The following is a 24,654-nucleotide window of genomic DNA, read 5'->3' as shown; positions in this document are numbered from 1 at the left end:
AAAAGGAATCTCCAACCAACCGATACCGGCTGGCCGGGGATGTCAACATATCTGGCGTTGACTTTTGGCACGCTGTTGAGTTCTCAAGGAACGGATGCTTCCTTCGACCGGCCTTCCGACCGCATCTCCGGGCGCTTCGTTCTTTCGTGTTTCGAGCTTACCAGACTGTTTACTCGGCGTTGACCGAAGCTTTACTCGTCCGACTTGCTCTGTTTACCGCCGTTGCGCGGCGACCTGAGCAACCATAGCGGCTCGGCCGCCGAGCGCCTAATCGGGGCGGGGCGGCGTCACCCGGTCGGCCTCGCGCGGGGTGGGTGGGCGGGGCGGGTGGGGGCTCACTCGGATGCCGTAGAGTGCGGCGGGTCGGCCGAGAGGACTAGACCACTTGAGGGTGGCGGGGGCGGCGGAGATGGTACGGGGCGGTTGGTTCGTGTGCGGTTCTATTGAGGGCGGCGGTGATCTTCACCCGCGCGACCGGTGGGCGTTATCGCATGGAATGTCCGGAGTTGACGTAATTTGGGGTCAGTCGATCAATGGGCCGCTGCCCCGCGGCCGCACGCGATGTACTCCGTACCTGGGAGGCTCCACCATGACCACTGTCACGTCGCCGCTCGCCGGTCGCGCTGTCGGCCTCGCCAACGTTCCCGACCCGGTGTTCGCCGGGGCGATGGTCGGACCGGGGACGGCGATCGACCCGTTGCGGGAGCCGATCGAGGCGGTGGCTCCGGTGGACGGGCAGGTGGTGTCGATGCATCCGCACGCGTTCGTGGTGATGGACGAGAACGGGCACGGGGTGCTGACGCACCTGGGGATCGACACGGTGCAGCTCAACGGGGAAGGGTTCGAGCTGCTGGTGCACAAGGGGGACCGGGTGCGGCGGGGGCAGCCGGTGATCAAGTGGAACCCGGCGGCGGTGGAGGCGGCGGGGAAGTCGCCGATCTCTCCGATCGTGGCGCTGGAGGCTTCGGCGGAGCAGCTGAGCGGGGTGGCGGAGTCCGGTGAGGTAACGGCCGGCGGCGAGCTGTTCATCTGGAACTGACGGGACTGACGGAACTTACGGCGACTGACGGCGAAGGGGTTTCGGACCATGGAGCGGACGCTGCGGGGCGTGGGGGTCAGTCACGGGGTCGCCATCGGGCAGGTGCGGCACATGGGGACGGCGGTGCTGGAGCCGCCGGTGACCCAGGTGTCGGCCGAGGAGGTGCCGCGGGAGCAGGCCCGGGCGCGGGCGGCGGTGGAGGCGGTGGCGGCGGACCTGAACGCGCGCGGGAACCTGGCCGGTGGTGAGGCGCAGGCGGTGCTGGAGGCGCAGGCGCTGATGGCGCAGGACCCGGAGCTGCTGGGGGACGTGAACCGACGGATCGAGTCGGGGAGCAGCGCGGAGCGCGGGGTGTACGACGCGTTCGCGGCGTACCGGGAGTTGCTGGCGGCGGCGGGTGAGTACCTGGCCGGGCGGGTGGCGGACCTGGACGACGTGCGGAACCGGATCGTGGCGCGGTTGTTGGGGGTGCCGATGCCGGGGGTGCCGGACAGTGACGAGCCGTACGTGCTGCTGGCGCGGGACCTGGCGCCGGCGGACACGGCGTTGCTGGATCCGTCGCTGGTGCTGGGGTTCGTGACGGAGGAGGGCGGGCCGACCTCGCACAGCGCGATCCTGGCGCGGGCGATGGGGGTGCCGGCGGTGGTGGCGCTGGCGGGGGCGACGGGGTTGGCGGAGGGGGTGGTGGTGGCGGTCGACGGGGCTTCGGGCGAGGTGCTGGTGGAGCCGGCGGCGGAGCGGCAGGAGGAGTTGCGGCGGCTGGCGGCGGAGCGGCAGGCGGCGTTGGCGGCTTCGACCGGGCCGGGGCGGACCTCGGACGGGTTCATGGTGCCGTTGCTGGCGAACGTGGGCGGGCCGGCGGACGTGCCGGCGGCGTTGGAGAACGGGGCTGAGGGCGTCGGGCTGTTCCGGACCGAGTTCCTGTTCCTGGACGACTCGGCGAAGGCGCCGGGTGAGGACAGGCAGGTCGAGGCGTACCGGAAGGTGCTGGAGGCGTTCCCGGGGGGCCGGGTGGTGGTGCGGGTGCTGGACGCGGGGGCGGACAAGCCGTTGGACTTCCTGACGCCCGGGGACGAGCCGAACCCGGCGCTGGGGGTGCGCGGGTTGCGGACGCTGTTGGAGCACCCGGAGGTGCTGCGCACCCAGTTGCGGGCGCTGGCGCGGGCGGCGGAGGGGTTGACGGTGCGCCTGGAGGTGATGGCGCCGATGGTGGCGGACGGGGTGGACGCGCGGGCGTTCGCGGCGGCCTGCCGGGAGGTGGGGTTGGACGCCAAGTACGGGGCGATGGTGGAGATCCCGTCGGCGGCGCTGCGGGCGGCGGCGGTCCTGCGGGAGGTGGAGTTCCTGTCGCTGGGGACGAACGACCTGGCGCAGTACGCGTTCGCGGCGGACCGGCAGGTGGGGTCGCTGGCGCGGCTGCAGGATCCGTGGCAGCCGGCGCTGCTGGACCTGATCGCGGTGGCGGCCGAGGCGGCGAAGGCGGCCGGGAAGAGTTGCGGGGTGTGCGGGGAGGCGGCGTCGGACCCGCTGCTGGCGTGCGTGCTGACCGGGCTCGGGGTGACCAGCCTGTCGATGGGTGCGGCGTCGATCCCGTACGTGCGGTCGGCGCTGGGGCGGGCGACGTTGGCGCAGTGCCAGCGGGCGGCGGAGGCGGCGCGGGCGGCGGACACCGCCGAGGCGGCGCGGGAGGCGGCGGCGCAGGCGCTGTCCGGCCGGTAGCGGGCGGGGTCGGAATCTCCCGAGGGGTCTCGCTGTCGCCGTGGGGGGTGGCAGCGGGACCCCTCGGGGCCTTGCGGGGTCAGGGCTGCTTGCGGGTGGCGGCGAGCCGTTCGAAGAAGCGCAGGTGGTCGAGGTCGTCGACGGAGCCGGGGTTGACGGCCTGGGTGAGGGGGGTGCCGCCGAGCAGGCGCTTGACCGGGACTTCGAGGCGCTTGCCGGTGAGGGTGTGCGGAAGGCCCGCGACCGTGATCACCTCGTCGGGGACGTGCCGCGGGGAGAGTTCGGTGCGCAGCGAGGTGCGGATCCGGGCGGTGAGGGCGTCGTCGAGGGCCGCGCCGGGGGTGAGGACGACGAACAGCGGCATCCAGTAGCCGCCGTCCGGCTCTTCGAGGCCGATGACCAGGGACTCGGCGATCTCGGGGAGGCGTTCGACCACCTCGTAGATGTCGGCGGAGCCCATCCGGACGCCCTGGCGGTTGAGGGTGGAGTCGGAGCGGCCGTGGATGACGACGGTGCCGCGGCTGGTGGCGGTGATCCAGTCGCCGTGGCGCCAGGTGCCGGGGTAGGTGTCGAAGTAGCTGTCGTGGTAGCGGTGGCCGTCGGGGTCGTTCCAGAAGCCGGTGGGCATGGACGGGAGGGGCTTGGTGACGACGAGTTCGCCGACGGTGTCGGTGTGCGGGTGGCCGTCGGTGTCCCAGGACTCGACGGCGGCGCCGAGGCAGGGGGCCTGGATCTCGCCGAGGTGGACGGGGAGGGTGGGGACGCCGCCGACGAAGCAGGAGCAGACGTCGGTGCCGCCGCTGACGGAGGCGAGCCAGAGGTCGGACCCGACCTCGTCGTAGATCCACTGGAAGCCGTCGGGCGGGAGCGGGGAGCCGGTGGTGCCGAGGCAGCGGACGGCCGAGAGGTCGAGGTCGCGGCCGGGGTGCAGGTCGGCCTTGCGGCTGGCGATGACGTAGGCGGCGGAGGTGCCGAGGACGGTGGCGCGGGTGCGGGCGGCGACCGACCAGAGGGCGCCGGTGTCGGGGTGTCCGGGGCTGCCGTCGTAGGTGACGATCGTGCTGCCGGTGAGCAGGCCGGCCAGCAGGAAGTTCCACATCATCCAGCCGGTGGACGTGTACCAGAGGAACCGGTCCTCGGGGCCGAGGTCGAGGTGGAGGGCGGCCTGCTTGAGGTGCTCGACCAGGATGCCGCCCTGGCTCTGCACGATGGCCTTGGGGAGGCCGGTGGTGCCGGAGGAGTAGAGCACCCAGAGCGGGTGGTCGAAGGGGACGGGTTCGAAGACGGGCTGGGTGTCGTCCGCGACGAGGTCGTCGTAGGAGAGGGTGCCCTCGGGGGCGGGGGTGCCGAGCAGCGGGACGTGGATGACGGTGCGCAGGGTGGGGAGTTCGCGGCGGAGTTCGGCGACCACCTCGGTGCGGTCGTGGTCCTTGCCGCCGTAGTGGTAGCCGTCGACGGCGAACAGGACGGTGGGTTCGATCTGCTGGAGGCGGTCGAGGACGCTGCGGGCGCCGAAGTCGGGGGCGCAGCTGGTCCAGGTGGCGCCGACGGCGGCGGTGGCGAGGAGGGCGACGGCGGCCTGCGGGATGTTGGGCAGGTAGGCGCTGACCCGGTCGCCGGGGCGGACGCCGTTCGCGCGCAGGGCGGCGGCCAGCGAGCCGACCTGGCGGCGGAGTTCGGACCAGGTGGTGACGGCGGGCTCGGTGCCGCGCTCGTCCAGGTGGAGGACGGCGGGGCGGTCGGCGTTGGCCGGGTCCTCGGCGGCGCGCAGGGCGTGTTCGGCGTAGTTGAGGGTGGCGCCGGGGAACCACGTGGCGCCGGGCATGGTGGCGGGTTCGGCGAGGACGGCGGTGGGCGGGGTGTGGAAGCGGACGTCGAAGTACTCGGTGACGGCCGTCCAGAAGCGGGTGAGGTCCTCGGTGGACCAGCGGTGGAGGTCGGCGTAGCGGGTGGCGGCCTCGGCGTCGGTGGTGACCGGTGCGAGCGGGGCGGCGGGGGCGCCGTGGTGCTCGGCGGCCCAGCGCTGGAAGTCGACCAGGCGGCTGGCGGCGGCGCGGGCGGGGGCGGGGCGCCAGAGCGGTTCGGGGTGGTCCTGGGGGGTCGGAGGGGTGCTCACGTGGTGGTCTCCAGGCCGTGGTGGGGACGGCTGGGCTCGTGGCGGGCCGTCCGTGGGGTGCTGACGGTGCTGACCATGCCACGTGATCGTCCGGGGGTCCAGGGTCGGCGGGCGCGCGTGCTGGTGGGGGCGGGTGGGAGGTGGTAGACCGGCGGGATGACGGTGGCTTATGACGTGGTGATCGTGGGTGGCGGGCACAACGGGCTGGTGGCGGCCGGGTACCTGGGGCGGGCCGGTCTGCGGGTGCTGGTGCTGGAGCGGTTGGGGCGCGTCGGTGGGGCGGCGGTGTCGGAGCGGGCGTTCGCGGGGGTGGACGCGCGGCTGTCGCGGTACTCGTACCTGGTGAGCCTGCTGCCGCGGCGGATCCTGGCGGAGCTGGGGGTGCGGGTGGAGCTGCGGCGGCGGCGGATCTCCTCGTACACGCCGTGGGAGCGGGACGGGCGGGTCGGGGGGTTGCTGGTGGACGGCGGGGACGAGCCGCGGACGGCCGGGTCGTTCCGTGAACTGACGGGTGGGGAGCGGGAGTTCGCGGCGTGGCGGGAGTTCTACGGGATGACCGGGCGGGTCGCGGAGCGGGTGTTCCCGTCGCTGACCGAGCCGCTGCCCTCGCGGGCGGAGCTGCGGGCCCGGGTGGACGACCCGGTGGCGTGGGCGGAGCTGTTCGAGGAGCCGCTGGGGGTGGCGCTGGAGCGGCGGTTCGCGGACGACGTGGTGCGCGGGGTGGTGCTGACGGACGCGCTGATCGGGACGTTCTCGCACGCGCACGATCCTTCGCTGCGGCAGAACCGGTGCTTCCTGTACCACGTGGTGGGCGGCGGGACGGGCGACTGGGACGTGCCGGTGGGCGGGATGGGGGCGGTGACCGGGGCGCTCGCGGAGGCGGCGCGGGCGGGCGGGGCGGAGCTGCGGACGGGGTGCGAGGTGGTGGCGGTGGACCCGGGGGGCGCGGCGGGGCCGGCCGAGGTCGGGTACCTGGACGCGGACGGGGTCGAGCGGCGGGTGGGGGCGCGCTGGGTGCTGTGCAACGCGGCGCCGGCGGAGTTGGCGCGGCTGGTGGGCGACGGGGCCGCCGGGGACGGCGGGGAGCGTCCGGAGGGGGCGCAGCTGAAGGTGAACATGCTGCTGCGCCGGCTGCCGCGGCTGCGGGACGGGGCGGTGGACGTGCGGGACGCGTTCGGGGGGACGTTCCACGTCGCGGAGTCGTACCGGGAGTTGGAGGGGGCGTACCGGGAGGCGGCGGCGGGGCGGCTGCCCTCCCCCGCGCCGTCGGAGATCTACTGCCACTCGCTGGCGGACCGGTCGATCCTGGGGCCGGGGGTGCCGGCGGGGGCGCACACGTTGACGCTGTTCGGGCTGCAGGTGCCGGCCCGGCTGTTCGCGGCGCCGATGGGAGTGCGGGAGGCGGCGGGGGTGCGGGAGGCGGCGCTGGCGGGGGTGCTGGCGGCGCTGGACGGGGTGCTGGCGGAGCCGTTGGCGGACTGCCTGGCGGTGGACGCGCAGGGGCGGCCGTGCCTGGAGGTGCGCGGGCCGCTGGACCTGGAGGCGGACCTGCGGCTGCCGGGCGGGAACATCTTCCACCGGGAGCTGGCCTTCCCGTTCCGCGAGGGGAACGGGGAGGACGCGGGGCGGTGGGGGGTGGGGACCGGGTGGCCGCGGGTGCTGGTGTGCGGGGCCGGGGCGGTGCGCGGGGGCGGGGTGAGCGGGATCCCGGGGCACAACGCGGCGATGGCGGTGCTGGGGCGCTGATCCGCCGGGTTCAGATGCGGAGGTACTCGCCGTCGAACCAGGCGCGGGCGACCCGGGTGTGGAAGGGGAAGGCGAGCGGGGTGTCGGCGGTGGCGAGCTGCCAGCCCTCGGTCTCGTCGGTGGGGACGGAGGGCGGCAGTTCGGCCAGTTCGCGGGCCGGGAGGAGGGCGAACAGGCAGAGGAAGCCGCCGAGGGTGTCGGAGTCGGTGGCGACCAGGCGGGCGTCGGCGGGGTCGGCCAGGATGCCGGTCTCCTCGCGCAGTTCGCGGACGGCGGCCTGCTGCCAGCTCTCGCCGTAGTCGACGTAGCCGCCGGGCAGGGCGAGCAGGCCGTTGCCGGGCTCGATGGTGCGGCGGATGACGGTCAGCCGGGTGTCGCCGTCGGGGTGGTGGACCGGGAGCAGCGCGACGGTGACCGGGAGCGGGTTGCGGTAGCTGATCTCGCCGCAGCCGGGGCAGGTGCGCGGCCAGCCCTCGGTGCCGGCCGGGTAGGAGGCTCCGCACCAGTGGCAGTGGGTGTGCGGGCCGAAGGGTGCGGGGCGGGCGGGCGGCGCGGTCGTCATGGGGGCGATGGTAGTCCGGGCGGGTGACGGGCGGGCGGGGATCGGCCGGGGCCGGGTCAGGGGTGGGCGGCGGCGGGTCCGCGGGGGCGGCCGTCCCGGCGGAACCCGGCCGGACGGGTGAATTCGGCGGGCGGGATTGGAGTTCAGCCGTGTGCGCACGATAGCGATGGTGAAGTCCCGTGACGGACACGGGAGTCGAATGTCGTGAAGGATGACTGTGCGAGCGATTCTGGTTTCCCTGCTGGCGGCGGGTTCGGTGCTGGGGCTGGCGGCTCCGGCCCCCGCGGTGACGCGCGCGGCGAGCGGTGACGTGGTGGTGTTCTCGACCGAGGCGCAGCCGCTGGACGTCTACCGCGAACCGGTCGGATGTCAGCAACTCCCCACTTTGGCACACGTGTTGACCAACCAGACGGATCGTCCGGTGAAGGTCTACGGGAACCCGTTCTGCCTGGGCCCGTCGGTGGTGGTGCAGCCGGGTTACGGGACGCACGTGCCGGGTGGGGCGGGGAGCTTCTCCGCGTAGGGCGGGGTCACCGGAAAGCGGTCGGACGATCGCCCGGGCGGTCGGCGGAAAAGCCGATCGCCCGCTTTTTCGCTGATCACAGGAATGCGTCCGAACGGTCACCCTGTGCCATGATGGCGACCGCCGACTCCTCGTCCGTCGTGACGAATTGGCGCACCGTCAGCGCGGTCGGCCCGTTGTCTCCGGCCCCCCGCGGCAGTCGCGTCCCGGGTTGCGGCCGCCGTCGAGAGGACTGCGTTCCCGTGGAGCACGTCGCCCTTCCCGCTGCCCCCGAGGCGGCCCCGGTCCCCTGGCGGGCGTACGCCCGGCTCGCCAAGCTCGACATCTGGGACTACTACCTGAGCGTCCCGCTGGTGGCCGCGCTGGTGCTGGCCTCCGGGGCCGGGGTGGGCGCCGGGACGGGGGTGGCGGTGCTGGTGCTGTTCCTGGGCGGCGAGGTCGCGATGAGCGCGGCCATGTGCACCTTCGACGACGTCACCGGGTACCGGGACGGCAGCGACGCGGTGAACTACGGGCCGGACGCGCCGGCCCGGCGGCTGGCCCGCAAGCCGCTGGTGGCGGGCACCCTGACCGAGCGCCAGGCGGTCAGGTTCGGCTGGGCGGCCGTCGCGGCGTGCGCGCTGTGCTGGGCGGCGGCCGTCGCGGTGGCCCCGGCCCGGCCCGGGTGGGCGGTGGCCGGGACGGCGGCGCTGGCCGTGTTCGGGTTCCAGTACACCTGGTGGCTGCGGATCAGCTACAACGGTTTCCAGGAGCTGTTCCTCGCCGCGCTCGGCTGGTTCTTCGTGCTGCCGCTGTACGGGCTGCTGACCGGGCGGGCCGACGGCTTCGCGGTGGTGCAGGCGCTGGTGTTCGGGCTGGGCCCGCTGCTGTTCGGCGTGTACTCCAACACCAACGACATCGCCGGCGACCGGGCGGTGGGGCGGAAGACCGCCGCGGTGCTGCTGTCCCCGCGCGGCAACGCGGCGTTCGTGGCCGGGTGCTCGGCGCTGGAGGCGGTGCTGCTGGTGGGCTCGGCGGTGGCCGGGTTCGCGCCCTGGTGGTTCCCGCTGGTGATGGCGCCGGTGGTCGCGCTGCGGGCCCGGCAGTGGGTGCTCGGGTTCGTGCGCGGCGAGATCCTGCTCGCCCGCCGGCTCGGCATCCGGCTGCACCGGGTGTGCTGCGCGCTGCTGGTCGGCACCGACCTGGCCCTCGTGGTGTTCGGCGGCACGCTGTGACCGGGCGCGGGGCGGCGTTCGGGCGGCTGCCGCTCGACCTCGGACCGCTGTTCGACACGCTGGCCGAGCAACGCCCTTCGGTGGACGTGCAGTTGGGCCGTCCGCTGGACCTGGCGCCGGAGCGCGGCACCGCGTACGACACCGCGCAGCTGGCCGAGCTGGTGCGGGAGACCGCGGCCTGGCTGGCGGCCGCCGGGGCCGGGCCCGGGTCCTCGGTGGCGGTGGTCAAGCGCAACCACTGGGACTACGTGCTGCTGGCCTGCGCGGCGGCCCGGATCGGGGCGGTGCCCGCGCTGCTGTCGGACCGGGTGCCGCCGGACGCGCTGGGCGCGCTGCTGCGGCGGCTGCGGCCGGACGTGCTGGTCACCCAGCGGGACGTGCTCGGCGGGGCGCGGGCCGCCGGGGTCGAGCTGACCGCGCTGGCCGGGCGGACGGTCTGCCTGGACGGCGGGTGGGAGGGCGCGGCGGCGGTGGACGAGCTGCGCGGCGGCCCGGTGCCCGGGGTGCGCACCCGCGGCGAGGACGAGCCGCTGGCCGTCATCCACACCTCCGGCACCACCGGCGTCCCCAAGCTGGTGGTGCACTCCACCCGGACGCTGATCCGGCGGCTGTCCGCGTTCGAGGCGCGGCCCTGGCCGGTGCTGTCGGTGCGCCGCGAGGACACCGTGGCCAGCGCGATCTCCTTCGCCCACGGGCGGGCGCTGACCTGGACCGTCAGCGCGTTCTGGCGCGCGCCGCGGACGGTGGCGCTGCTGCCCGACTCGGACCCGGCGACGGCCGCCGCGCTGCTGCGCAGCCACCCGCCGACCGTCCTGGAGGCACTGCCGTCCAGCTACGTGCGCTGGCAGCCGCTGGCCGGCTCGGCCCCGGCGGCCAACCCGTTCCGGGACGTGCGGCTGTTCATCTCGACCTTCGACGCGATGCACCCGCCGACCGTGCGGACCTTCCTGGACGCCACCCGGCGGCGGCGCCCGCTGTGGATGCAGGGCTGGGGGCAGAGCGAGACCGGGCCGCTGAGCTTCCGCTTCCTGACCCGGGGCGCGCTGGCCGCGGCCGGCGACCGGCACCCGACCACCCGCGACCTGGGGCGCCCGGTGCCCGGCTGGGTGCGGGTGAAGGTCGCCGACCCCGCCCGGCCCGGCCGGACCGTGCGCCCCGGCGAGACCGGGATGCTGTACGCCCGCACCGGGGCGCTCTGCCTGGGCTACCTGGACGAGCCGGAGCGCTGGGGGCGCAAGCTCGACCGCGGCTGGTTCAACACCGGCGACCTCGGGAGCAGGAGCCGTGACGGCCGGGTCTTCGTGCTCGACCGGGAGGTCGACATGGTGCCCGGGATGAGCTGCGTCGAGATCGAGGACGTGCTGCACGAACGGCTGCCGGACGTCGAGGAGGCCGTGCTGCTCTCGGTCGCCGACGGCCGCCCGCAACCGGTGCTGGTCACCTCCGGCGGCGGGCTCGACCCGGCGCGCTGGCGGGCTGCGGTGCGGGACCTGCCGCCGCTGGCCGAACCGCTGGTGGTCGGCTGGGACGAGGTGCCGCGGACGGCCACCGGGAAGGTCCGGCGGCACGAACTGCGGGACCGGGTGCTGGCCGGGAGCGCCCGGATCGGGACCGGGCTGTGGACGTGAACTCCCTTTCGGTGGAGGTGGCTTTCGGTGGAGGTGGGTTGAGGTGACTTCGGACGTGGAGGTCGACGTCGCGGTGGTCGGCGCCGGGATCGCGGGGCTGGCCGCCGCGCACCACCTGGCTGCGGCCGGGCGGTCGGTGCGGGTCTACGAGGGCGCCGACCGGGTCGGCGGGCGGATGGCCGCCAGCCGGGTGGACGGGTGGCTGCTGGACGAGGGCGCCGAGACCATCGCGGGCGCCGGGTACGAGGCCACCTGGGAGCTGATCCGGGCGGTGGGCCTGCCGGAGGCCGACGTCCCGGTCGTCGAGCCCGGGTTCGCGCTCTGGCGGAACGGGCGGGCGCACGCCCACCTCGGCCACCCCAAGGGGCTGCTGACCGGCGCCGGACTGTCCTGGCGGGGCCGCTGGGCCTGGCTCCGCTTCACCGCCGAACTCGCCACCGCCTGGCGGGGGTTCGACCCGGACCGGCCGGAGACCGCACCCAGCGGGGACGCCACGCTGAGCGAGTTCTGCGCCGGATCGGCCGGACGGGAGGAACTGCTCGCCGCGATGCTCCAGCCGCTCGCCGGCCACTGCTTCGGCTGGCGGCCGGACAGCTCCGCCGTCGCCCCCATGGTCGCCACCCTGCTGTCGGTCGGCGGGGCCGGGGCACGCTGGATGACCTACCGGGACGGGATGGACACGCTGGCCCGCCGACTGGCCGAACGGCTGCCGGTCGAGACGGGCCGCCCGGTGACCGCCGTCCGCGAGGAGGCGGACGGCGTGCTGCTGGAGTTCGCGGACCGGAGCCGGGTGCGGGCCCGGCAGGCGGTGCTCGCGGTGCCCGCGCCGCTCGCCCTGGAACTGCGCGGCGACGACCTCCCCGCCGCGGAGCGGCCGTACCTGGCGGCCGGCACGTACGCGCCGATGCTCAAGGTCGCCTGCCTGCTGGACCGGCCGCTGCCCAGCCCGACCGGGGCGCCGAGCTACGCGCTGTCGGTGCCGGAGAGCGAGAGCCGGGTGTGCACCGGGCTGGTCCTCGACCACCTGAAGGCGGCGGGGCGGGCCCCCGCGGGCAAGGGGCTGGTCAACGTGTTCGTCTCGCCGTGGGCCTCCCCCGGGCTGCTGGACCGGCCGGACGAGCAGGTGGTGGAGACGGTCTGCACCGAGGCCGAACGCTTCCTGCCCGGCCTGCGGGCTGCCACCCTCCGGACGCTGGTGCTCCGCTTCCCGCTCGGGCTGCCGCAGGGCGCCCCGGCGGCGGTCCGGGAGCGGGCCGCGTTCCTGGCCCGGCCGACCCGGGCGGTCGAGTACGCCGGGGACTGGGTGATGCTGCGGCCGAGCAGCGAGGGGGCGGTGCGCTCGGGGAAGCTGGCGGCGCGGCGGGTGCTGGCGCACGCGGCCGCTCCGGGCACCCCGATCGCTCCGGGCACCCCGGTCGCTCCGGCCGTCCTGGGGCAGACCTGATGGCGGGCGCGGTGCGGGCGGCGGGCGCGGTGCGGGAGTCGGTGTCGTACCTGTTCGACAACGGGAGCGCGCACGCCGCCGGGCAGCACCGGTGCCTGGCGGCCTGGCTCGACCCGATCAGTCTCGGCGCGCTGCGGGCGGGCGGGGTCGGGCCGGGGATGCGCTGCCTGGACGTGGGCACCGGGGCCGGGAGCGTCGCGCTCTGGCTGGCCGACCGGGTGGCGCCCGGGGGCTCGGTGCTGGCGACCGACCTGGTGCCGCTGCCGGTGCCCGGGCGGCCCGGGCTGACGGTGCGGCAGCACGACGTGGTGCGGGACGAACTGCCGGAGGCCGCCTTCGACCTGGTGCACGTGCGGCTGGTGCTGTCCCACCTGCCGGAGCGGGAGGCGGTGCTGGCGCGGCTGTTCGCCGCGCTGCGGCCCGGCGGGGTGCTGCACCTGCTGGAGTTCGACGCCGAGTACGCGCCGGTGCTCACCGCCCCGGACGGGCGGGCCCGGGAGCTGTACGAGCGTTACCAGCAGGCGAAGTTGCGGGCCTTCCGGACCCGCGGCTCGCACCAGGGCTGGGGCCGGGAGTGCGCCGGCGCCCTGACCGGGGCCGGGTTCACCGGGGTGGCGGCGCAGGTGCGGATCGACCTGCTGGCCCCCGGCACCCCGCAGCGGGAGATGCAGCTGCACAACACCTGGCACCTGCGGGAGGCGCTGCTCCGGGAGGGGCTGACCGAGGACGAACTCGCCGAGCTGCGGGGGCTGTTCGCCGATCCGCGGTTCCTGGCCTGCTCGAACGTGGTGTACGCGGTGCGCGGGCGGCGGCCGTGACGCCCGGCGCGGGCCTGCTGCTCGGGGTGCGGCCGCGGGTGGCGGAGGAGGTGCTGACCGGGCTGCTGCGGGCCTCCGGGGTGGGAGTGCGGGAGGGGGAAGTGCTGGAGGTCGGCGGCGAGTTGGCGTGCCGGGTGTCCTGGGGCGGGCCGTCGGGGCTGCCGGTGGGCAGTGAGGCGGACGTGCAGGCGGCGTGCGGGGTGGCGCACGTGCACGGGCGGCGGTACGGGGGGCCGGTGCCGCTCGGGGTGGACTTCGCGTCGGTGGCGGCCGGGGTGCTGGGGGCGACCGGGGCGCTGGCCGCGCTGCGGGCCCGGCGGTCGGGGGCGGCGTACCGCGAGGTGGGGGTGTCGGTGGCGCAGGCCGCGCTGCTCGGGCTGTCGCAGTACCTGGCGGCGGCGACCGCGCCGGAGCAGGGGTGGGTGGAGCCGGGCGGGACGGGCGGGCCGCCGTTCGCTTCGGCGGACGGGGTGCGGTTCGAGCTGGAGGCGCTGGAGCCGGACGGCTGGCTGCGGTTCTGGTCCGAACTGGGCGTCGAGCGGCGGGTGGTGGGGCGGGCCTGGCCGGCGTTCCAGGCCCGGTACGGGACGGCGGTCTGTCCGCTGCCGCCGGAGCTGTTCGCGGCGGTGCGGGCGGCCGGGCACCCCCGGCTGGCGCGGCTGGCGGCCGAGTGCGGGGTGGAGCTGACGGTGGTGGCGGAGCGGCCGGCCGTGCTGGGCGGGATGCCGTGGCGGCTGCGGGCGGGCGGACCGGCCCCGGCGTGCGGGGGCGGCCCCGGTTCCGGGGCGGGCCCGTTGCACGGCGTGACGGTGGTGGAGATCTCCCGGCGGGTGCAGGGGCCGCTGGCCGGGCGGGTGTTGGCGCTGCTCGGGGCCGACGTGGTGCGGGTCGAACCGCCGGGCGGGGACCCGCTGCGCGGCGTGCCGCCGGTGGCCGAGGTCGGCGGGGCGGCGGTGTCGGCACGGTTCGCGGCGCTCAACCGCGGCAAGGGGGTGCTGGAGGCGGACCTGCGGAGCGCGGAAGGTCGGTCCGCCGTAAGGGAGTTGATCGGCCGGGCGGACGTCCTGCTGCACAGTCTGGCGCCCGCGAAGGTGGCCGGGCTCGGGCTGGACGCCGAGGCGGTCGCCGCGCTGCGCCCCGGGCTGGTGTACGTACAGGCCAGCGGCGGCGGGCCCGGGCTGAGCACCGACTACCCGGTGCAGGCGCACTCCGGGCTGGCCGCGCTGCTCGCCCCGGCCGGGGAGCCGCCGCGCCCGACCCTGCTGACGGTCTGCGACGTGCTGGGCGGTCTGGTCTGCGCGGCGGGGGCGGTGGCCGGGCTGGAGGCCCGGGAGCGGACCGGGCGGGCGCAGCGGGTGGAGTCCTCGCTGCTGTCGGCGGCCCGGCTGCTGTGCGGGGCGCCGAGTGCGGGCGGCGGGCCGGCCGGCGTGGAGGCGTGCACGGACCTGGCGATCCTGGCGCGCGATCCGCGGGTGGCGGCGGTGCTGGAGTTCGGCCCGGACGGGTGCGCGTTCGTCCGCGCGCCCTGGGAGTTCGGGTAGTCCGGGGGATTCGGGTGGTCCGAGGGGGCTCGGGGGGTTCGGGGGGGTTCGAGTGGTCCGGGGGGGTCGAGTGGTTCGCAACGTGAACGGGAGTGGTGGGCGTGACGTGGGTTTCGGTGGCCGGTCTGGAGTTCCCGGACCGGGTGGAGCGGGGGTTGCGGGAGCGGTGGGTGGCGCAGGGGTGGTGCGCGGGGAGGGGGTTGTACGAGTTGTTCGCGGAGCGGGTGGCGGGGCACGGCGAGCGGGTGGCCCTGGTGGACGGAGACGGCGAGTGCTCGTACGCGGAACTGGGGCGGTGGGTGCGGGGGTTGGCGGCGGGGCTGGCGGCGCGGGGGGTGCGGCCGGGATCGGTGGTGGGGGTGCGGGTGCCGGCGGACCGGCGGGCCCTGGCGGTGGACCTGGCGGTGGCGGCGCTGGGCGCGGTGGTGCTGCCGTGCACGCCGGGGCACGGGCGGCGGGACCTGCTGGCGGTGTGGGGGACGGCCCGGGTGGACGCGGTGGTGACGGTGCCGGAGTGGAAGGCGCTGGCGGACGGGTTGCGGCCGGAACTGCCGGACCTGCACGAGGTGGTGGTGCTGGACGGGGAGCCGTGGCCGGAGCGGGCGGGGTGGGAGCCCGCGGTGGTGGACGCGGGAGCGCCGGCCCGGATCCTGGTCTCCTCGGGTTCGGAGGCCGCGCCGAAGCTGGTCGCGTACTCGCACGACGCGCTGGCGGGCGGGCGCGGGCGGTACGTGGAGCGGGTGTTGGAGACGGCGGACGGTGCGCCGCCGCGGGTGCTGCTGCTGGTGAGTCCGGCGACGGCGTACGGGTCGCTGGCGGTGGTGGCGCTAGTGCGGTGCGGGGCGACGGTGCTGCTGCCGCCGGGCGGGGAGCGGTTCGATCCGGTGGGGGCGCTGGCCGCGGTGGGGCGGTGGCGGCCGACGCACCTGGCGGCGGTGCCCACCATGCTGCGCCGGATGGCGGAGCAACTGCCGCTGCCGGGTGAGGACTTGTCTTCGCTGCAGGCGGTGGTGTCGAGTGCGGCGGCGCTGTCCCCGGCGGTGCTGGCGGCGGCGCTGCGGCGGTTCGGCTGTCCGGTGGTGAACGTGTACGGGGCCAGTGACGGGCTCAACTGCCATGCGCGGCGGACGGATCCGGACGGTGACGTGCTGCGGGTGGGGCGGCCGGATCCGCGGGTCGCGGAGTTCCGGGTGTGCGGGCCGGACGGTCGGCCGGTGCCGGCGGGGGTGCCGGGCGAACTGCAGGCACGGGGGCCGATGTCGCCGCTGTGCCACGTCGGGGCACCGGAGTTGGACGACCGGCTGCGGGTGGACGGGGGCTGGGTGCGGTCCGGCGACCGGGGGGTGCTGGAGGCGGACGGGTCGCTGCGGGTGCTGGCCCGGATCAAGCAGATGGTGAACCGGGGCGGGGTGTCGATCTCCACGGCGGAGGTGGAACGGCTGCTGGAGGGGCATCCGGAGGTGGCGGAGGCGGTGTGCGTGCCGGTGCCGGATCCGGACCTCGGCGAGCGGATGTGCGTCTGCGCGGTGCCGCGCGGGGCGGAGCTGACGCTCGCCGAACTGACGCTGTTCCTGGCCGAGTTGTGCGGCCTGGAGCGGTACAAGCTGCCGGAGCGGCTGCTGTTGCTGGAGCGGATGCCGCTGGGCGGGTCGGGGAAGCCGGACCGGCGGGTGGTCGCCGAGCTGGCGGCGGCGGCCGTACGGGCGGGCGGGGCGGTGCCGCTGTTGGGGGCGGCGGGCCGAACTGCCCCGGCGGCGGGCTGAACCGCCTTCGGTGGGCGCCCCGTTCTCCGGCCGGAGGCGGGGCGCCCACCGGCGGGATCAGGTCGGGAAGGTGAGGACGGCCTCGGTGATCCGCTCGACCTGGGCGTCCGTCAGGTGCGGGTGGACCGGCAGCGAGAGGCACTGCCGGGCCGCTCGTTCGGCGTTCGGCCAGTGGCCGTCGGGGGCGGCCGCGTGGGCGAAGGCGGGCTGGTGGGGCAGCGGCTGCGGGTAGTAGACGTGGCTGTCGACGCCGTGCGCGGCGAGGTGCCGCTTGAGGTCGTCGCGGCGTTCGGCGAGCAGCGTGTAGACGTAGTAGCAGCGGCCGTTGGTGCCGGGCGGGGGCGGCAGGACGCCGTGCGCGGCGAGCGGGGTGAAGCGTTCGGTGTAGTGGGCGGCGATCTCGGCGCGGCGGGCCAGCCGGCGGGCCAGGCCGGGGTGGCGGCGCAGTTGGAAGGCGGCGAGGATCTCGTCGAAGCGGCTGTTCAGGCCGATCAGGTGGTGCCGGAAGCGGTGCGTGCCGTCCTGGCCGTGGTTGCGCAGCATCCGTACGGTGCGGGCGAGTTCGGGGTCGTCGGTGACCACGACGCCGCCTTCGCCGGGGCCGCCGAAGGACTTCACCTGGACGAAGGAGAAGACGCCGGCGTCGCCCCAGGTACCGGCCGGGCGGCCGTCCAGGACGGCGCCCTGGGCGACCGCGGAGTCCTCGATCAGGCGCAGGCCGTGCCGGGTGGCGAGGGCGCGCAGGCGCGGCATGTCGGCCATCACGGAGAACATGTGGGCGGGCATCAGCGCCTTGGTGCGGGGGGTGATCAGGGCTTCGGCCGCGTCGGGGTCGATGACCAGGGTGTGCGGGTCGACGTCGGCGAAGACGGGGGCGGCGCCGACGCCGAGGACGGTGTTGGCGAGCGGGGCGCAGCCGAAGGCGGGGACGATCACCTCGTCGCCGGCGGTGATGCCCGCGGCGCGCAGGATCAGGGTGAGGGCGGTGGTGCCGCTGCCGCAGGCGATGACGTCCCCGGCGCCGAGGTCGGTGCGCAGCAACTCCTCGAAGCGGGCGGTGCGTTCGCCGAGGATGAAGCGCTGGGCGGGGTCGGTGGCGACGTCCCGGACGGTGTCGAGCAGCAGGTCGCGGTCGTCCTCGAAGAGGTCGGGCGGGAAGAACGGAACGGTGGTGGCGGCGGTGGTCGTGGTCATCGGCGGGTCACCGCTGCTTTCCGTACTGGAAGTCGCGGACCAGGTCGCTGACCAGGTCCAGTTCGTGGTCGGCGAGGTCGGGGTAGAGCGGCAGCGCGAGGGCGCGGTCGCAGGCGGCTTCGGCGTGCGGGAACTCGCCGCGCCGGTGGCCGAGTTCGGCGAAGCAGGGCTGGAGGTGGAGCGGCGTCGGGTAGTAGGTCTCGGTCTGGACGCCGTGCCGGGCGAGGTGGGCGGCGAGTTCGTCGCGGTGGTCGGACTCGATCAGGTAGACGTACCAGACGGGGTTGGTGGCGGCGGCGCGCGGGACGACGGTGGGCAGGGTGAGCCCGGGGGTGCCGGCCAGCCGTTCGGCGTAGGCGGCGGCGAGGTGGGCGCGGCGGGCGATGTCCCGGTCGGCGCGACCGAGTTTGGCGAGCAGGACGGCGGCCTGGACGTCGTCCATCTTGCTGTTGGTGCCGAGGAGTTCGGTGGGGCGGTTGATGGTGGGGAAGTCGTCGAGGGTGCGGCCGGTGCGGCCGTGGTGGCGCATCGCGGAGACGGCTTCGGCGAGGGCGGGGTCGTCGGTGAGGACGGCGCCGGCGTCGCCGAGGGCGCCGAGGGTCTTGGTGGGGAAGAAGGAGAGCACGCCGCCCGCGCCGTGCAGTCCGGCGTGGCGGCCGTTCCAGCGCATGCCGAACGCCTCGGCGCTGTCCTCGACGACGGTCAGGCCGTGCCGGTCGGCGACGGCCAGCAGGGCTGCCAGGTCGGCGAGTTGGTGGAACAGGTGGACGGGCATGACCATCCGGGTGCGGTCGGTGCGGACGGCTTCGACGCTCGCCGGGTCGAGGGCGTAGGTGAGCGGGTCGATGTCGGCGAAGACCGGACGGCCGCCGGCCAGCACCACCGAGGTGGCGGAGGCGACGAAGGTGTAGGCGGGGACGACCACTTCGTCGCCGGGGCGCAGTCCGGCGGCGCGCAGCAGCAGGACCAGGGCGTCGGTGCCGCTGTTGACGCCGATCACGTGCCGGGCGCCGGTCCAGGCGGCGAGGGCGGTCTCGAACTCCTCGACCTTGGGGCCGTGCGAGTACTTGCCGCGGTCCATCAGTTCGTCCAGGTGGCGCCGGGTGGTGGGCCAGAGGGATTCGAAGGTCGCGGCCTGGGTGAAGAAGGGAACACCCGGAGAGGTAGTGGCACCCATGAAACTCTCATCGGATTGTATGGATTGGTCGGGCGGAAAAGCCCCGCCCTCGAATCTATGCCCCCGACCCCCGGTCGACCTGGCGGGTCGGGCCGTTTCACTCCTTCGAATGGCCTTCCAAGTAAGGGATTTGACGCCCGATCGGATCGCTGCCGAAGTACTGCTTGAATACCGGACGAAGCAATACCGCGACGCGGAAGGAATGACGTTTCGCCATGTCGAACGGACTCGGGACCTTACTCGTCGGAATGGGACGGGCCGGGCACGGCCTCCACCTCCCGGTGCTGCGCCGGCTGCGCGCGGACCCCGGCACCTCGCACCTGTTCGCGGCCGGGCCGGTGCTGGCCGCCGACCCGCACCGCCGACCCGCGGCCGCCCGCGACCTGCGCCCGACCACCCTGGCCGAGGCGCCCCGGCTGCTCGACCCGGCCCGCACCGTCGTCCACCTGTGCACCCCGCCCACCGAGCGGACCGCCGCCCTGGAGACGCTCGGACGGCTCGGCTACCGGCGGGTGCTGCTGGAGAAGCCGGTGGCCGCCGACAGCCGCGGCCTGGACGAGCTGCTCGCGCTGCGCGACCGGTACGGGCTGGACCTGGCGGTGGTCGCCCAGTGGCTGGGCAGCCGGCTGACCGACCGGCTGCGCGCGCTGCTCGCCCGGGACGCGTACGGGCCGCTGCGCACCATCCACGTCGTGCAGCGCAAGCCGCGGTTCTCCCGCACGCTGGCCGGGGACGGGCACCCCACCGCGTTCGACGTCGAACTGCCGCACTCGCTGGGCCTGTGCCTGGCGCTGGCCGGGCCCGGCCGGGTGACCGGGGCGGGCGGCACCGACATGGCGGTCGGCGGGCGGGTGCTGCCCCGGCTCGGCACCGCCTGGCTCAACCTCCAGCACGACAGCGGGACGTGGACCCGGATCCGCTCCGACCTCACCTCGCCGGTGCGCGAGCGCCGGGTCACCCTGGAACTCGCGCACGGCACCCTGATCGGGCACTTCCCGGGCAGCGAGGCCGACGCGTACGCCCGGCTGACCGTCATCGACCGCCACGGCGAGAGCACCGAACTGCTGCACGACGACGCGCTCGGCGGCTTCCTGGAGCACACCTACCGCTACTACGCGGCGGACGGCGGACGGCGCGGGCCGCACCCCGACCTGGAGGTCAACGCCCAGGTGGTGCGCCTGCTCGACCGGGCCAAGGCGATCGCGGCGCGGCCCGTGCCCGGCGGCGCGCTGCGAACGGCGTCGGCCCGGTGAGCGCCCTGCGCAAGGGCGGGCGGGCCCGGCACCGGCGGGCGAACCGGACGCCGGTGGCCCGGCGGCCCGCGATCCGGTTCGGCGGCATCGGCGACGAGGCCGCCCCCGACCTGGCCGGGCAGATCGACGCCCTGGAGCAACTCGGCTGGAGCGAGCTGGAGTTGCGCACGGTGGACGGGGTCTGGATCGCCGACCTCGACCACCGGCAGGTCAAGGCCATCGCCACCACCCTGAAGCGGCACGGCATCCGGGTCTCCGGCATCGCCTCCCGGGTCGGCAACTGGGCCTCCGACATCACCGGCGACCTCACGGCGGACGTCATGGAACTCGGCCGGCTCTCCTCCCGGGCCGAAGTGCTCGGCACCAACCGGATCCGGATCATGTCCTACCCCAACGGCACCGGCCTGCCGGAGGCCGAGTGGCGCCGGCTCGCACTGGAGCGGATGCGCTTCTTCGCGATCGGCGCGCAGCGCGGCAACCAGGTCGCGCTGCACGAGAACTGCGCGGGCTGGGGCGGGAGTTCGATCGAGAACACGCTCGATCTGATGGCCTCGGTGGACAACTCCGGACTGCGACTGCTGCACGACACCGGCAACGGCGTCCCGTACGGCTACGACGGGTTCGAACTGCTGCGCCGGAGCATCGAGCACGTCGACCACGTGCACATCAAGGACGCGGTCGGCGGCGGCGAGCACACCCGGTACGTGCTGCCGGGCGAGGGCGAGGCTCGACTCGCCGAGTCCCTGCGGCTGTTGACCGCGCGCGGCTGGCGCGGCGGCTGGTCGCTGGAGCCGCACCTGGCCACCCGGCCGCACGAGGGCCTGGCGGCGGACGGCCGCGCCGACAGCGGATTCGTCGCCGCCGGGCGGGCGTTGACCGCCCTGGTCGAGCGCGAGGTACTGCCGCACTCCCCCGGCTGGCGGCTCGTCCCGGGCGGCCTGGCCTGGGAGGCGCCGCTGCCCCGGCAGGCGGACCGGGTGGCGGAGGTGGCGTCCGATGCTCACTGAGACCGTTCCGGTGGTGGCCGAACTCTTCTCGGAAGAACGGGAGTTGCTGCTCGATCTGCTACGCCTGCCCACCGCCGGGCCGTTGGAGACCGGCCCGGGCGCGCCGCCGCCGCTGCAGGCCGAGGCGTTGGAGGTGTACGCCCGGGCCGGAGGTCGGATCGGGCTGGTGGAGGTGTACCGAGGTGCGCCCGCAGCGGCCGAACTCGACCGTGCGGACGTGCCGTTGACGGTACGGCGGGCGGTCGACGAAGTTCCGGGGTTCCTGGCCGGCCAGCCGAGCCTGGTGCTGCGGCTGGGGCCGGAGCTGCCGCGGGCAGCGACGGTGATGTTCAACGTGCACCTGGACACCGTGGCCGGGGCGGAGCCGGTGGGCTTCGACGGGCGGCGGTTCACCGGGAGGGGGGCGATCGACGCCAAGGGCCCGGCGGTGGCGCTGCTGGCCGGGGTGCGGGCGGCGGTGGCGGCGGAGCCCCGGGTGGGGCGGGAGGTCGCGGTGCTGGTGCAGGCGGTGTCCGGCGAGGAGGGCGGCGCGATGGGCGTGTTCGGCACCCGTCCGCTGGTCGAGGCCGGGTACACGGGCGCGCTGAACGTGTTCTGCGAGCCGACCGGCCTGCGCTACCTGCCCCGGGCGACGGCCGCCGCCACCGCCCGGCTGCGGGTGCGCGGCGAGGACGCGATCGACGACTGCCCGGGCGCGGGCCACAACGCGACGGTGCTGCTCGGCTTCCTCGCCCAGCACCTGGCCCGGGAGTTGGGCGCCGCGGCCGGTCCGCGCGACCCGGTCTGCGTGGCCGGGATGGGCACCGGCCCGCTGCACAACCGGGTCTACGGCAGCGGCGAACTGCTGCTCAACCTCCCCTACCGGGACGCGGGTTCGGGCCGCCGGGCGGAGGAGCGGGTGGCGGCCGCGGTCCGTTCCGGGCTGGCGGGGTTCCGCCGGGACTTCGGCGGGCTGCCGGAGTTCGCCCGCACCGCCGCCGACTGCGAACGGATCACCCGGCTGGACTGGCCCAAGCGCGGCCTGCCCGTCCTGGACAACCGGCACCCGGACTTCGAAGACCTGCTCACCCGGCGGGCCGGGATCGCCCGGGTGCCGGACGCGGAACCGGCGTTCACCTGCGACGCGATCTGGACCGCCGGCCTGCCGGACGACGCGTTCACCGTGGTGCTCGGCCCAGGCGAGCTCGGTGCCAACCGGGCGCACGCGGCGGGCGAGTTCGCCGAGGCCGCCCAACTCGACGCCTTCGCCTCGGCGGTGGCCCGGCTGCTGGTGGCCTTCGCCCGCCGCTGACCCCTCGCTCCCGCTGGTCCTTCGTTCCGCATGACCCCGACCGTCCGCATGACCCCGACTGGAGGCTGTTCCCCGTGACCACCGTGGCGTCCGCGCCCAGTGCCACCGGCACCGTCCGCGTCCCGTACGCCGATCTGATCCGTTTCACCACCGAGGTGTTCGCCGCGCACCGGCTGCCGCCCGAGCGGGCCCGGGAGGCGGCGGAGGCGCTGTGCTACGGCGACGCCGCCGGGATGGACTCGCACGGGCTGGCCAACCTGGGCCGGCTCTACCTGCCGCTGCTGGCCGAGGGCCGGGCCGATCCGTTGGCGGAACCGGTGGTGCTGGCCGACCGCGGGGCGGCGGTGCTGGTCGACGCGGCCGGGGCGCTCGGGCTGTGGCAGGCCGGGGCCGCGATGGAGCTGGCGGCGGAACGGGCCGAACGGTACGGGATCGGGCTGGTGTCGGTGCGCCGGGCCACCCACTTCGGGTGCGCGGGCCACCACGCGGCGCGGGTCACCGATCGCGGGATGATCGGGCTGCTGGCGTCGAACTGCGGCCGTCAGCGGATCGCCCGGCCGCCGGGCGGGGCGGTGGCCCTGCTGGGGACGAACCCGTGGAGCGTGGCCGCCCCCGCGGGCGAACTGCCGCCGTACGTCCTGGACATGAGCACCACCGCGGTGCCGACCGGCCGGGTCCGGGCGGCCGAGCGGGCGGGCCGGTCGATCCCGCCGGGGTGGCTGGCCGGGCCGGACGGGGAGCCGGTGACCGACCCGGGGGCGTTCGACCGGGGCGAGGCGCACCTGCTGTGGCTGGGGGCCGGTGCGGGCGGCGAGTTCAAGGGCTTCGGGCTGGGGCTGATGGTGGAGGTGCTGGCGGCGCTGCTGCCGGGCGCGGGCCTGGGGCCGGAGCCGGAGGCGCTGGAGGGCGACGGGCGGCCGTCCGGCCGGGACGACGACATCGGCGTGTTCGCGCTGGCGATCGCCCCGGCGACGCTCCGGGACTCCCGCCAGGTCGCGCTGGACGCCCGGACCCTGTTCGGCACCGTACTGGACTGCCCTCCCGCGGAAGGGAGTTCGGGACCGGTGGCGTACCCGGGCTGGCACGAGGCCCGGCGCACCGCCGAAGCACACCGGGACGGGGTGCCGCTGGCCGCCCCGCTGCTGGCCGAACTGGCGGGCATCGCGGCCGAGTCGGGCGTCCGCCCGGTCGCCGTGGTGGCCACCGGAACGGAGGGCGGGCGGTGAGCGAGCTGCGGATCGGCGTGATCGGGCTGGGGGTGATCTCCCGGTTCTACCTGGGCGCGCTGGAGCGGGTGCCGGGCGTGCGACTGGCCGCGGTGTGCGACCGGGACGCCGCCGTGCTGGAACCGTTCGACGGCCGGGTGCCCGGCTTCACCGACCACCGGGAGCTGCTGGCCGCGGGCGGGCTGGACGCCGTGGTGGTGACCGTCCCGAACGACCTGCACCTGGCGATCTGCCGGGACGCGCTGCGGGCGGGCCTGCCGGTCTGCGTGGAGAAGCCGCTCGCGCTGCGGGCGGCCGAGGGCGCGGAGCTGGCGGCGCTGGCGGCCGAACGGCGGGTGCCGCTGTTCACCGCGTTCCACCGGCGGTACAACGCGGCGGTGCGGACGCTCCGCGCCACGCTCGCCCGGAACCCGGCCCCCGTGCGGTCGGTGACGGCCCGCTACTTCGAGCTGATCGAGGAGCATGTCGGCCGGGACCGCTGGTACCTGGACCCGGAGCGCTGCGGCGGCGGCTGCGTCGCCGACAACGGCCCGAACGCGTACGACCTGCTGCGGTTGCTGGCCGGCCCGATGGAGCTGCTCGGCGCCGAGGTGGTGCGCGACGGCGGCGGGGTCGACCGGTCCGCGACCCTGGAGCTGACGGGCCCGGACGGGGTGCACGGCCGGATCGAACTGGACTGGTCGTACCCGGGCGAACTCAAGGACGTGACAGTGGAGTTGGCGGACGGGACGGTGCTCCGGGCGGACCTGCTGGCCGGGCACGAGGGCTTCAAGCAGTCGCTGTGGCACGAGTACGAGGGCATCGTCGGCGAGTTCGCCGGGCTGCTGCGCGGGCGCGGCCCGAACGGTCCGGACGGCCCGAACGGCCCGGACGCCGGTGCGCCGGACCGGGGCCCGGACGGGGTGGACGCGCTGCGGGTGGTCGAGGCGGCGTACCGCGCCGAGGCGGCGGCCCGGGCGGGGGCGCGCGGATGAGCGGGCCGCGGGAGAACGGGCCGAAGCGGACGGTGACCGGCACGCTGGTGAAGGTGCTGCTGCACAGCCGGACCGAGCGCGGGATGAGCTTGGAGCCGTTCGCCAGCCGGTGCGTGCGGGCGGGCGAGGTGCACGAGCTGGTGACCACGGACCAGCGGGACACCGCGGCGGGCGCGCGGATCGACCGGGTCGGCTTCCTGGGCTTCGCGGAGATCGCGGTGGCCGGGGTGCTGGACCGGGGCGACGAGGTGTTCGTCGGCGAGCACCGGGTCGGCACGGTACTGGGCTTCGACGCCTGCCACTTCCCGAACCACTACAACGTGCTGATCGCGGCCGAGCACCTGCTGACCGGGGAGAAGCTGGACCTGCGACCGGAGCTGCCGGTGCGATTCGTCCCGGCCGGGGACTGACGGGGAACC

Annotated in this window: 21 protein-coding genes; 17 read left to right on the top strand and 4 right to left on the bottom strand. The window is 75.5% G+C overall.

Annotated elements, in window-relative coordinates:
- From ACWEO5_RS09435 to ptsP, 3 genes are all read left to right on the top strand, one after another.
- Nucleotides 1–183 (top strand): hypothetical protein (locus tag ACWEO5_RS09435; RefSeq protein WP_452161688.1); only part of this gene is annotated, 183 nt, incomplete at its 5' end.
- 406 nt (nucleotides 184–589) lie between these two features.
- Entirely contained in the window at nucleotides 590–1,039 is a 450-nt protein-coding gene (locus ACWEO5_RS09430) for a PTS sugar transporter subunit IIA (protein ID WP_285738932.1), read from the top strand.
- A 48-nt stretch (nucleotides 1,040–1,087) separates the two neighbouring features.
- Entirely contained in the window at nucleotides 1,088–2,758 is a 1,671-nt protein-coding gene (ptsP, locus tag ACWEO5_RS09425; protein ID WP_452161685.1) for a phosphoenolpyruvate--protein phosphotransferase, read from the top strand.
- Between the two features lie 79 nt (nucleotides 2,759–2,837).
- On the opposite strand, the gene ACWEO5_RS09420 is transcribed toward ptsP, so the two are convergent.
- A complete protein-coding gene (locus ACWEO5_RS09420; RefSeq protein ID WP_452161683.1) occupies nucleotides 2,838–4,874 on the bottom strand; it encodes an acetoacetate--CoA ligase in 2,037 nt (678 codons plus the stop codon).
- A 156-nt stretch (nucleotides 4,875–5,030) separates the two neighbouring features.
- Here ACWEO5_RS09420 and ACWEO5_RS09415 point away from each other — a divergent pair, with 156 nt between their 5' ends.
- Nucleotides 5,031–6,620 carry a phytoene desaturase family protein gene (locus ACWEO5_RS09415; RefSeq protein WP_452161681.1) on the top strand — a complete coding sequence of 530 codons (1,590 nt, stop codon included), beginning with the start codon at nucleotides 5,031–5,033 and terminating at the stop codon, nucleotides 6,618–6,620.
- A 10-nt stretch (nucleotides 6,621–6,630) separates the two neighbouring features.
- Here the strand turns inward: ACWEO5_RS09415 and ACWEO5_RS09410 are convergent, their stop codons facing one another.
- Nucleotides 6,631–7,182, bottom strand: coding sequence for an NUDIX domain-containing protein (locus ACWEO5_RS09410; RefSeq protein WP_452161679.1), 552 nt, complete (start codon nucleotides 7,180–7,182; stop codon nucleotides 6,631–6,633).
- 211 nt (nucleotides 7,183–7,393) lie between these two features.
- On the opposite strand from ACWEO5_RS09410, the gene ACWEO5_RS09405 reads away from it, so the two are divergent.
- From ACWEO5_RS09405 to ACWEO5_RS09375, 7 genes are all read left to right on the top strand, one after another.
- A complete protein-coding gene (locus ACWEO5_RS09405) occupies nucleotides 7,394–7,705 on the top strand; it encodes a hypothetical protein (protein WP_452161677.1) in 312 nt (103 codons plus the stop codon).
- Nucleotides 7,706–7,947: 242 nt separating this feature from the next.
- Nucleotides 7,948–8,919: a UbiA family prenyltransferase gene (locus tag ACWEO5_RS09400; RefSeq protein ID WP_452161675.1), complete on the top strand. Its 972-nt coding sequence runs from the start codon at nucleotides 7,948–7,950 to the stop codon at nucleotides 8,917–8,919.
- Nucleotides 8,916–10,547 (top strand): AMP-binding protein, encoded by a 1,632-nt coding sequence (locus ACWEO5_RS09395; protein ID WP_452161673.1) that lies wholly within the window; start codon nucleotides 8,916–8,918, stop codon nucleotides 10,545–10,547. Before ACWEO5_RS09400 ends, ACWEO5_RS09395 begins: the two co-directional genes overlap by 4 nt.
- Before the next feature lie 43 nt (nucleotides 10,548–10,590).
- Nucleotides 10,591–11,991: a protoporphyrinogen/coproporphyrinogen oxidase gene (locus ACWEO5_RS09390; RefSeq protein WP_452161671.1), complete on the top strand. Its 1,401-nt coding sequence runs from the start codon at nucleotides 10,591–10,593 to the stop codon at nucleotides 11,989–11,991.
- Nucleotides 11,991–12,809: a class I SAM-dependent methyltransferase gene (locus ACWEO5_RS09385; protein ID WP_452161669.1), complete on the top strand. Its 819-nt coding sequence runs from the start codon at nucleotides 11,991–11,993 to the stop codon at nucleotides 12,807–12,809. The genes ACWEO5_RS09390 and ACWEO5_RS09385 overlap by 1 nt, the downstream gene beginning before the upstream one ends.
- Entirely contained in the window at nucleotides 12,806–14,350 is a 1,545-nt protein-coding gene (locus ACWEO5_RS09380) for a CoA transferase (protein ID WP_452161667.1), read from the top strand. The genes ACWEO5_RS09385 and ACWEO5_RS09380 overlap by 4 nt, the downstream gene beginning before the upstream one ends.
- 101 nt (nucleotides 14,351–14,451) lie before the next feature.
- A complete protein-coding gene (locus ACWEO5_RS09375; protein WP_452161665.1) occupies nucleotides 14,452–16,113 on the top strand; it encodes a class I adenylate-forming enzyme family protein in 1,662 nt (553 codons plus the stop codon).
- Between the two features lie 57 nt (nucleotides 16,114–16,170).
- Here the strand turns inward: ACWEO5_RS09375 and ACWEO5_RS09370 are convergent, their stop codons facing one another.
- Together ACWEO5_RS09370 and ACWEO5_RS09365 are read right to left on the bottom strand one after the other, a co-directional pair.
- A complete protein-coding gene (locus ACWEO5_RS09370; protein ID WP_452161663.1) occupies nucleotides 16,171–17,307 on the bottom strand; it encodes a DegT/DnrJ/EryC1/StrS family aminotransferase in 1,137 nt (378 codons plus the stop codon).
- 7 nt (nucleotides 17,308–17,314) lie between these two features.
- A complete protein-coding gene (locus tag ACWEO5_RS09365) occupies nucleotides 17,315–18,484 on the bottom strand; it encodes a DegT/DnrJ/EryC1/StrS family aminotransferase (protein ID WP_452161661.1) in 1,170 nt (389 codons plus the stop codon).
- A gap of 248 nt (nucleotides 18,485–18,732) precedes the next feature.
- Between ACWEO5_RS09365 and ACWEO5_RS09360 the strand changes: the two genes are divergently transcribed.
- The 6 genes from ACWEO5_RS09360 to ACWEO5_RS09335 all read left to right on the top strand — a co-directional run bounded on the left by ACWEO5_RS09360 (nucleotide 18,733) and on the right by ACWEO5_RS09335 (nucleotide 24,645).
- Nucleotides 18,733–19,737 (top strand): hypothetical protein, encoded by a 1,005-nt coding sequence (locus ACWEO5_RS09360; RefSeq protein ID WP_452161659.1) that lies wholly within the window; start codon nucleotides 18,733–18,735, stop codon nucleotides 19,735–19,737.
- Nucleotides 19,734–20,744 (top strand): sugar phosphate isomerase/epimerase family protein, encoded by a 1,011-nt coding sequence (locus tag ACWEO5_RS09355; RefSeq protein WP_452161657.1) that lies wholly within the window; start codon nucleotides 19,734–19,736, stop codon nucleotides 20,742–20,744. Before ACWEO5_RS09360 ends, ACWEO5_RS09355 begins: the two co-directional genes overlap by 4 nt.
- Nucleotides 20,734–22,035, top strand: coding sequence for a M20/M25/M40 family metallo-hydrolase (locus tag ACWEO5_RS09350; protein WP_452161655.1), 1,302 nt, complete (start codon nucleotides 20,734–20,736; stop codon nucleotides 22,033–22,035). The genes ACWEO5_RS09355 and ACWEO5_RS09350 overlap by 11 nt, the downstream gene beginning before the upstream one ends.
- Before the next feature lie 74 nt (nucleotides 22,036–22,109).
- Nucleotides 22,110–23,261, top strand: a complete 1,152-nt coding sequence (locus ACWEO5_RS09345; protein WP_452161653.1) for an Ldh family oxidoreductase — start codon at nucleotides 22,110–22,112, stop codon at nucleotides 23,259–23,261.
- Entirely contained in the window at nucleotides 23,258–24,235 is a 978-nt protein-coding gene (locus ACWEO5_RS09340; protein ID WP_452161651.1) for a Gfo/Idh/MocA family protein, read from the top strand. Before ACWEO5_RS09345 ends, ACWEO5_RS09340 begins: the two co-directional genes overlap by 4 nt.
- Nucleotides 24,232–24,645: a DUF6917 domain-containing protein gene (locus ACWEO5_RS09335; protein WP_452161649.1), complete on the top strand. Its 414-nt coding sequence runs from the start codon at nucleotides 24,232–24,234 to the stop codon at nucleotides 24,643–24,645. Before ACWEO5_RS09340 ends, ACWEO5_RS09335 begins: the two co-directional genes overlap by 4 nt.
- The last annotated feature ends 9 nt before the right edge of the window (nucleotides 24,646–24,654 follow it).

It is taken from the genome of Kitasatospora sp. NPDC004272, assembly GCF_053603035.1.
This window is presented reverse-complemented; position numbering and strand designations above follow the sequence as displayed.

What these genes read in the sequence shown, in the direction of transcription:
- ACWEO5_RS09385 (WP_452161669.1), top strand. Translation starts at nt 11,991, where the DNA reads ATGGCGGGCGCGGTGCGGGCGGCGGGCGCGGTGCGGGAGTCGGTGTCG.
- ACWEO5_RS09410 (WP_452161679.1), bottom strand. Translation starts at nt 7,182, where the DNA reads ATGACGACCGCGCCGCCCGCCCGCCCCGCACCCTTCGGCCCGCACACC.
- ACWEO5_RS09415 (WP_452161681.1), top strand. Translation starts at nt 5,031, where the DNA reads ATGACGGTGGCTTATGACGTGGTGATCGTGGGTGGCGGGCACAACGGG.
- ACWEO5_RS09335 (WP_452161649.1), top strand. Translation starts at nt 24,232, where the DNA reads ATGAGCGGGCCGCGGGAGAACGGGCCGAAGCGGACGGTGACCGGCACG.
- ACWEO5_RS09360 (WP_452161659.1), top strand. Translation starts at nt 18,733, where the DNA reads ATGGGACGGGCCGGGCACGGCCTCCACCTCCCGGTGCTGCGCCGGCTG.
- ACWEO5_RS09370 (WP_452161663.1), bottom strand. Translation starts at nt 17,307, where the DNA reads ATGACCACGACCACCGCCGCCACCACCGTTCCGTTCTTCCCGCCCGAC.
- ptsP (WP_452161685.1), top strand. Translation starts at nt 1,088, where the DNA reads ATGGAGCGGACGCTGCGGGGCGTGGGGGTCAGTCACGGGGTCGCCATC.
- ACWEO5_RS09430 (WP_285738932.1), top strand. Translation starts at nt 590, where the DNA reads ATGACCACTGTCACGTCGCCGCTCGCCGGTCGCGCTGTCGGCCTCGCC.
- ACWEO5_RS09365 (WP_452161661.1), bottom strand. Translation starts at nt 18,484, where the DNA reads ATGGGTGCCACTACCTCTCCGGGTGTTCCCTTCTTCACCCAGGCCGCG.
- ACWEO5_RS09350 (WP_452161655.1), top strand. Translation starts at nt 20,734, where the DNA reads ATGCTCACTGAGACCGTTCCGGTGGTGGCCGAACTCTTCTCGGAAGAA.
- ACWEO5_RS09405 (WP_452161677.1), top strand. Translation starts at nt 7,394, where the DNA reads ATGACTGTGCGAGCGATTCTGGTTTCCCTGCTGGCGGCGGGTTCGGTG.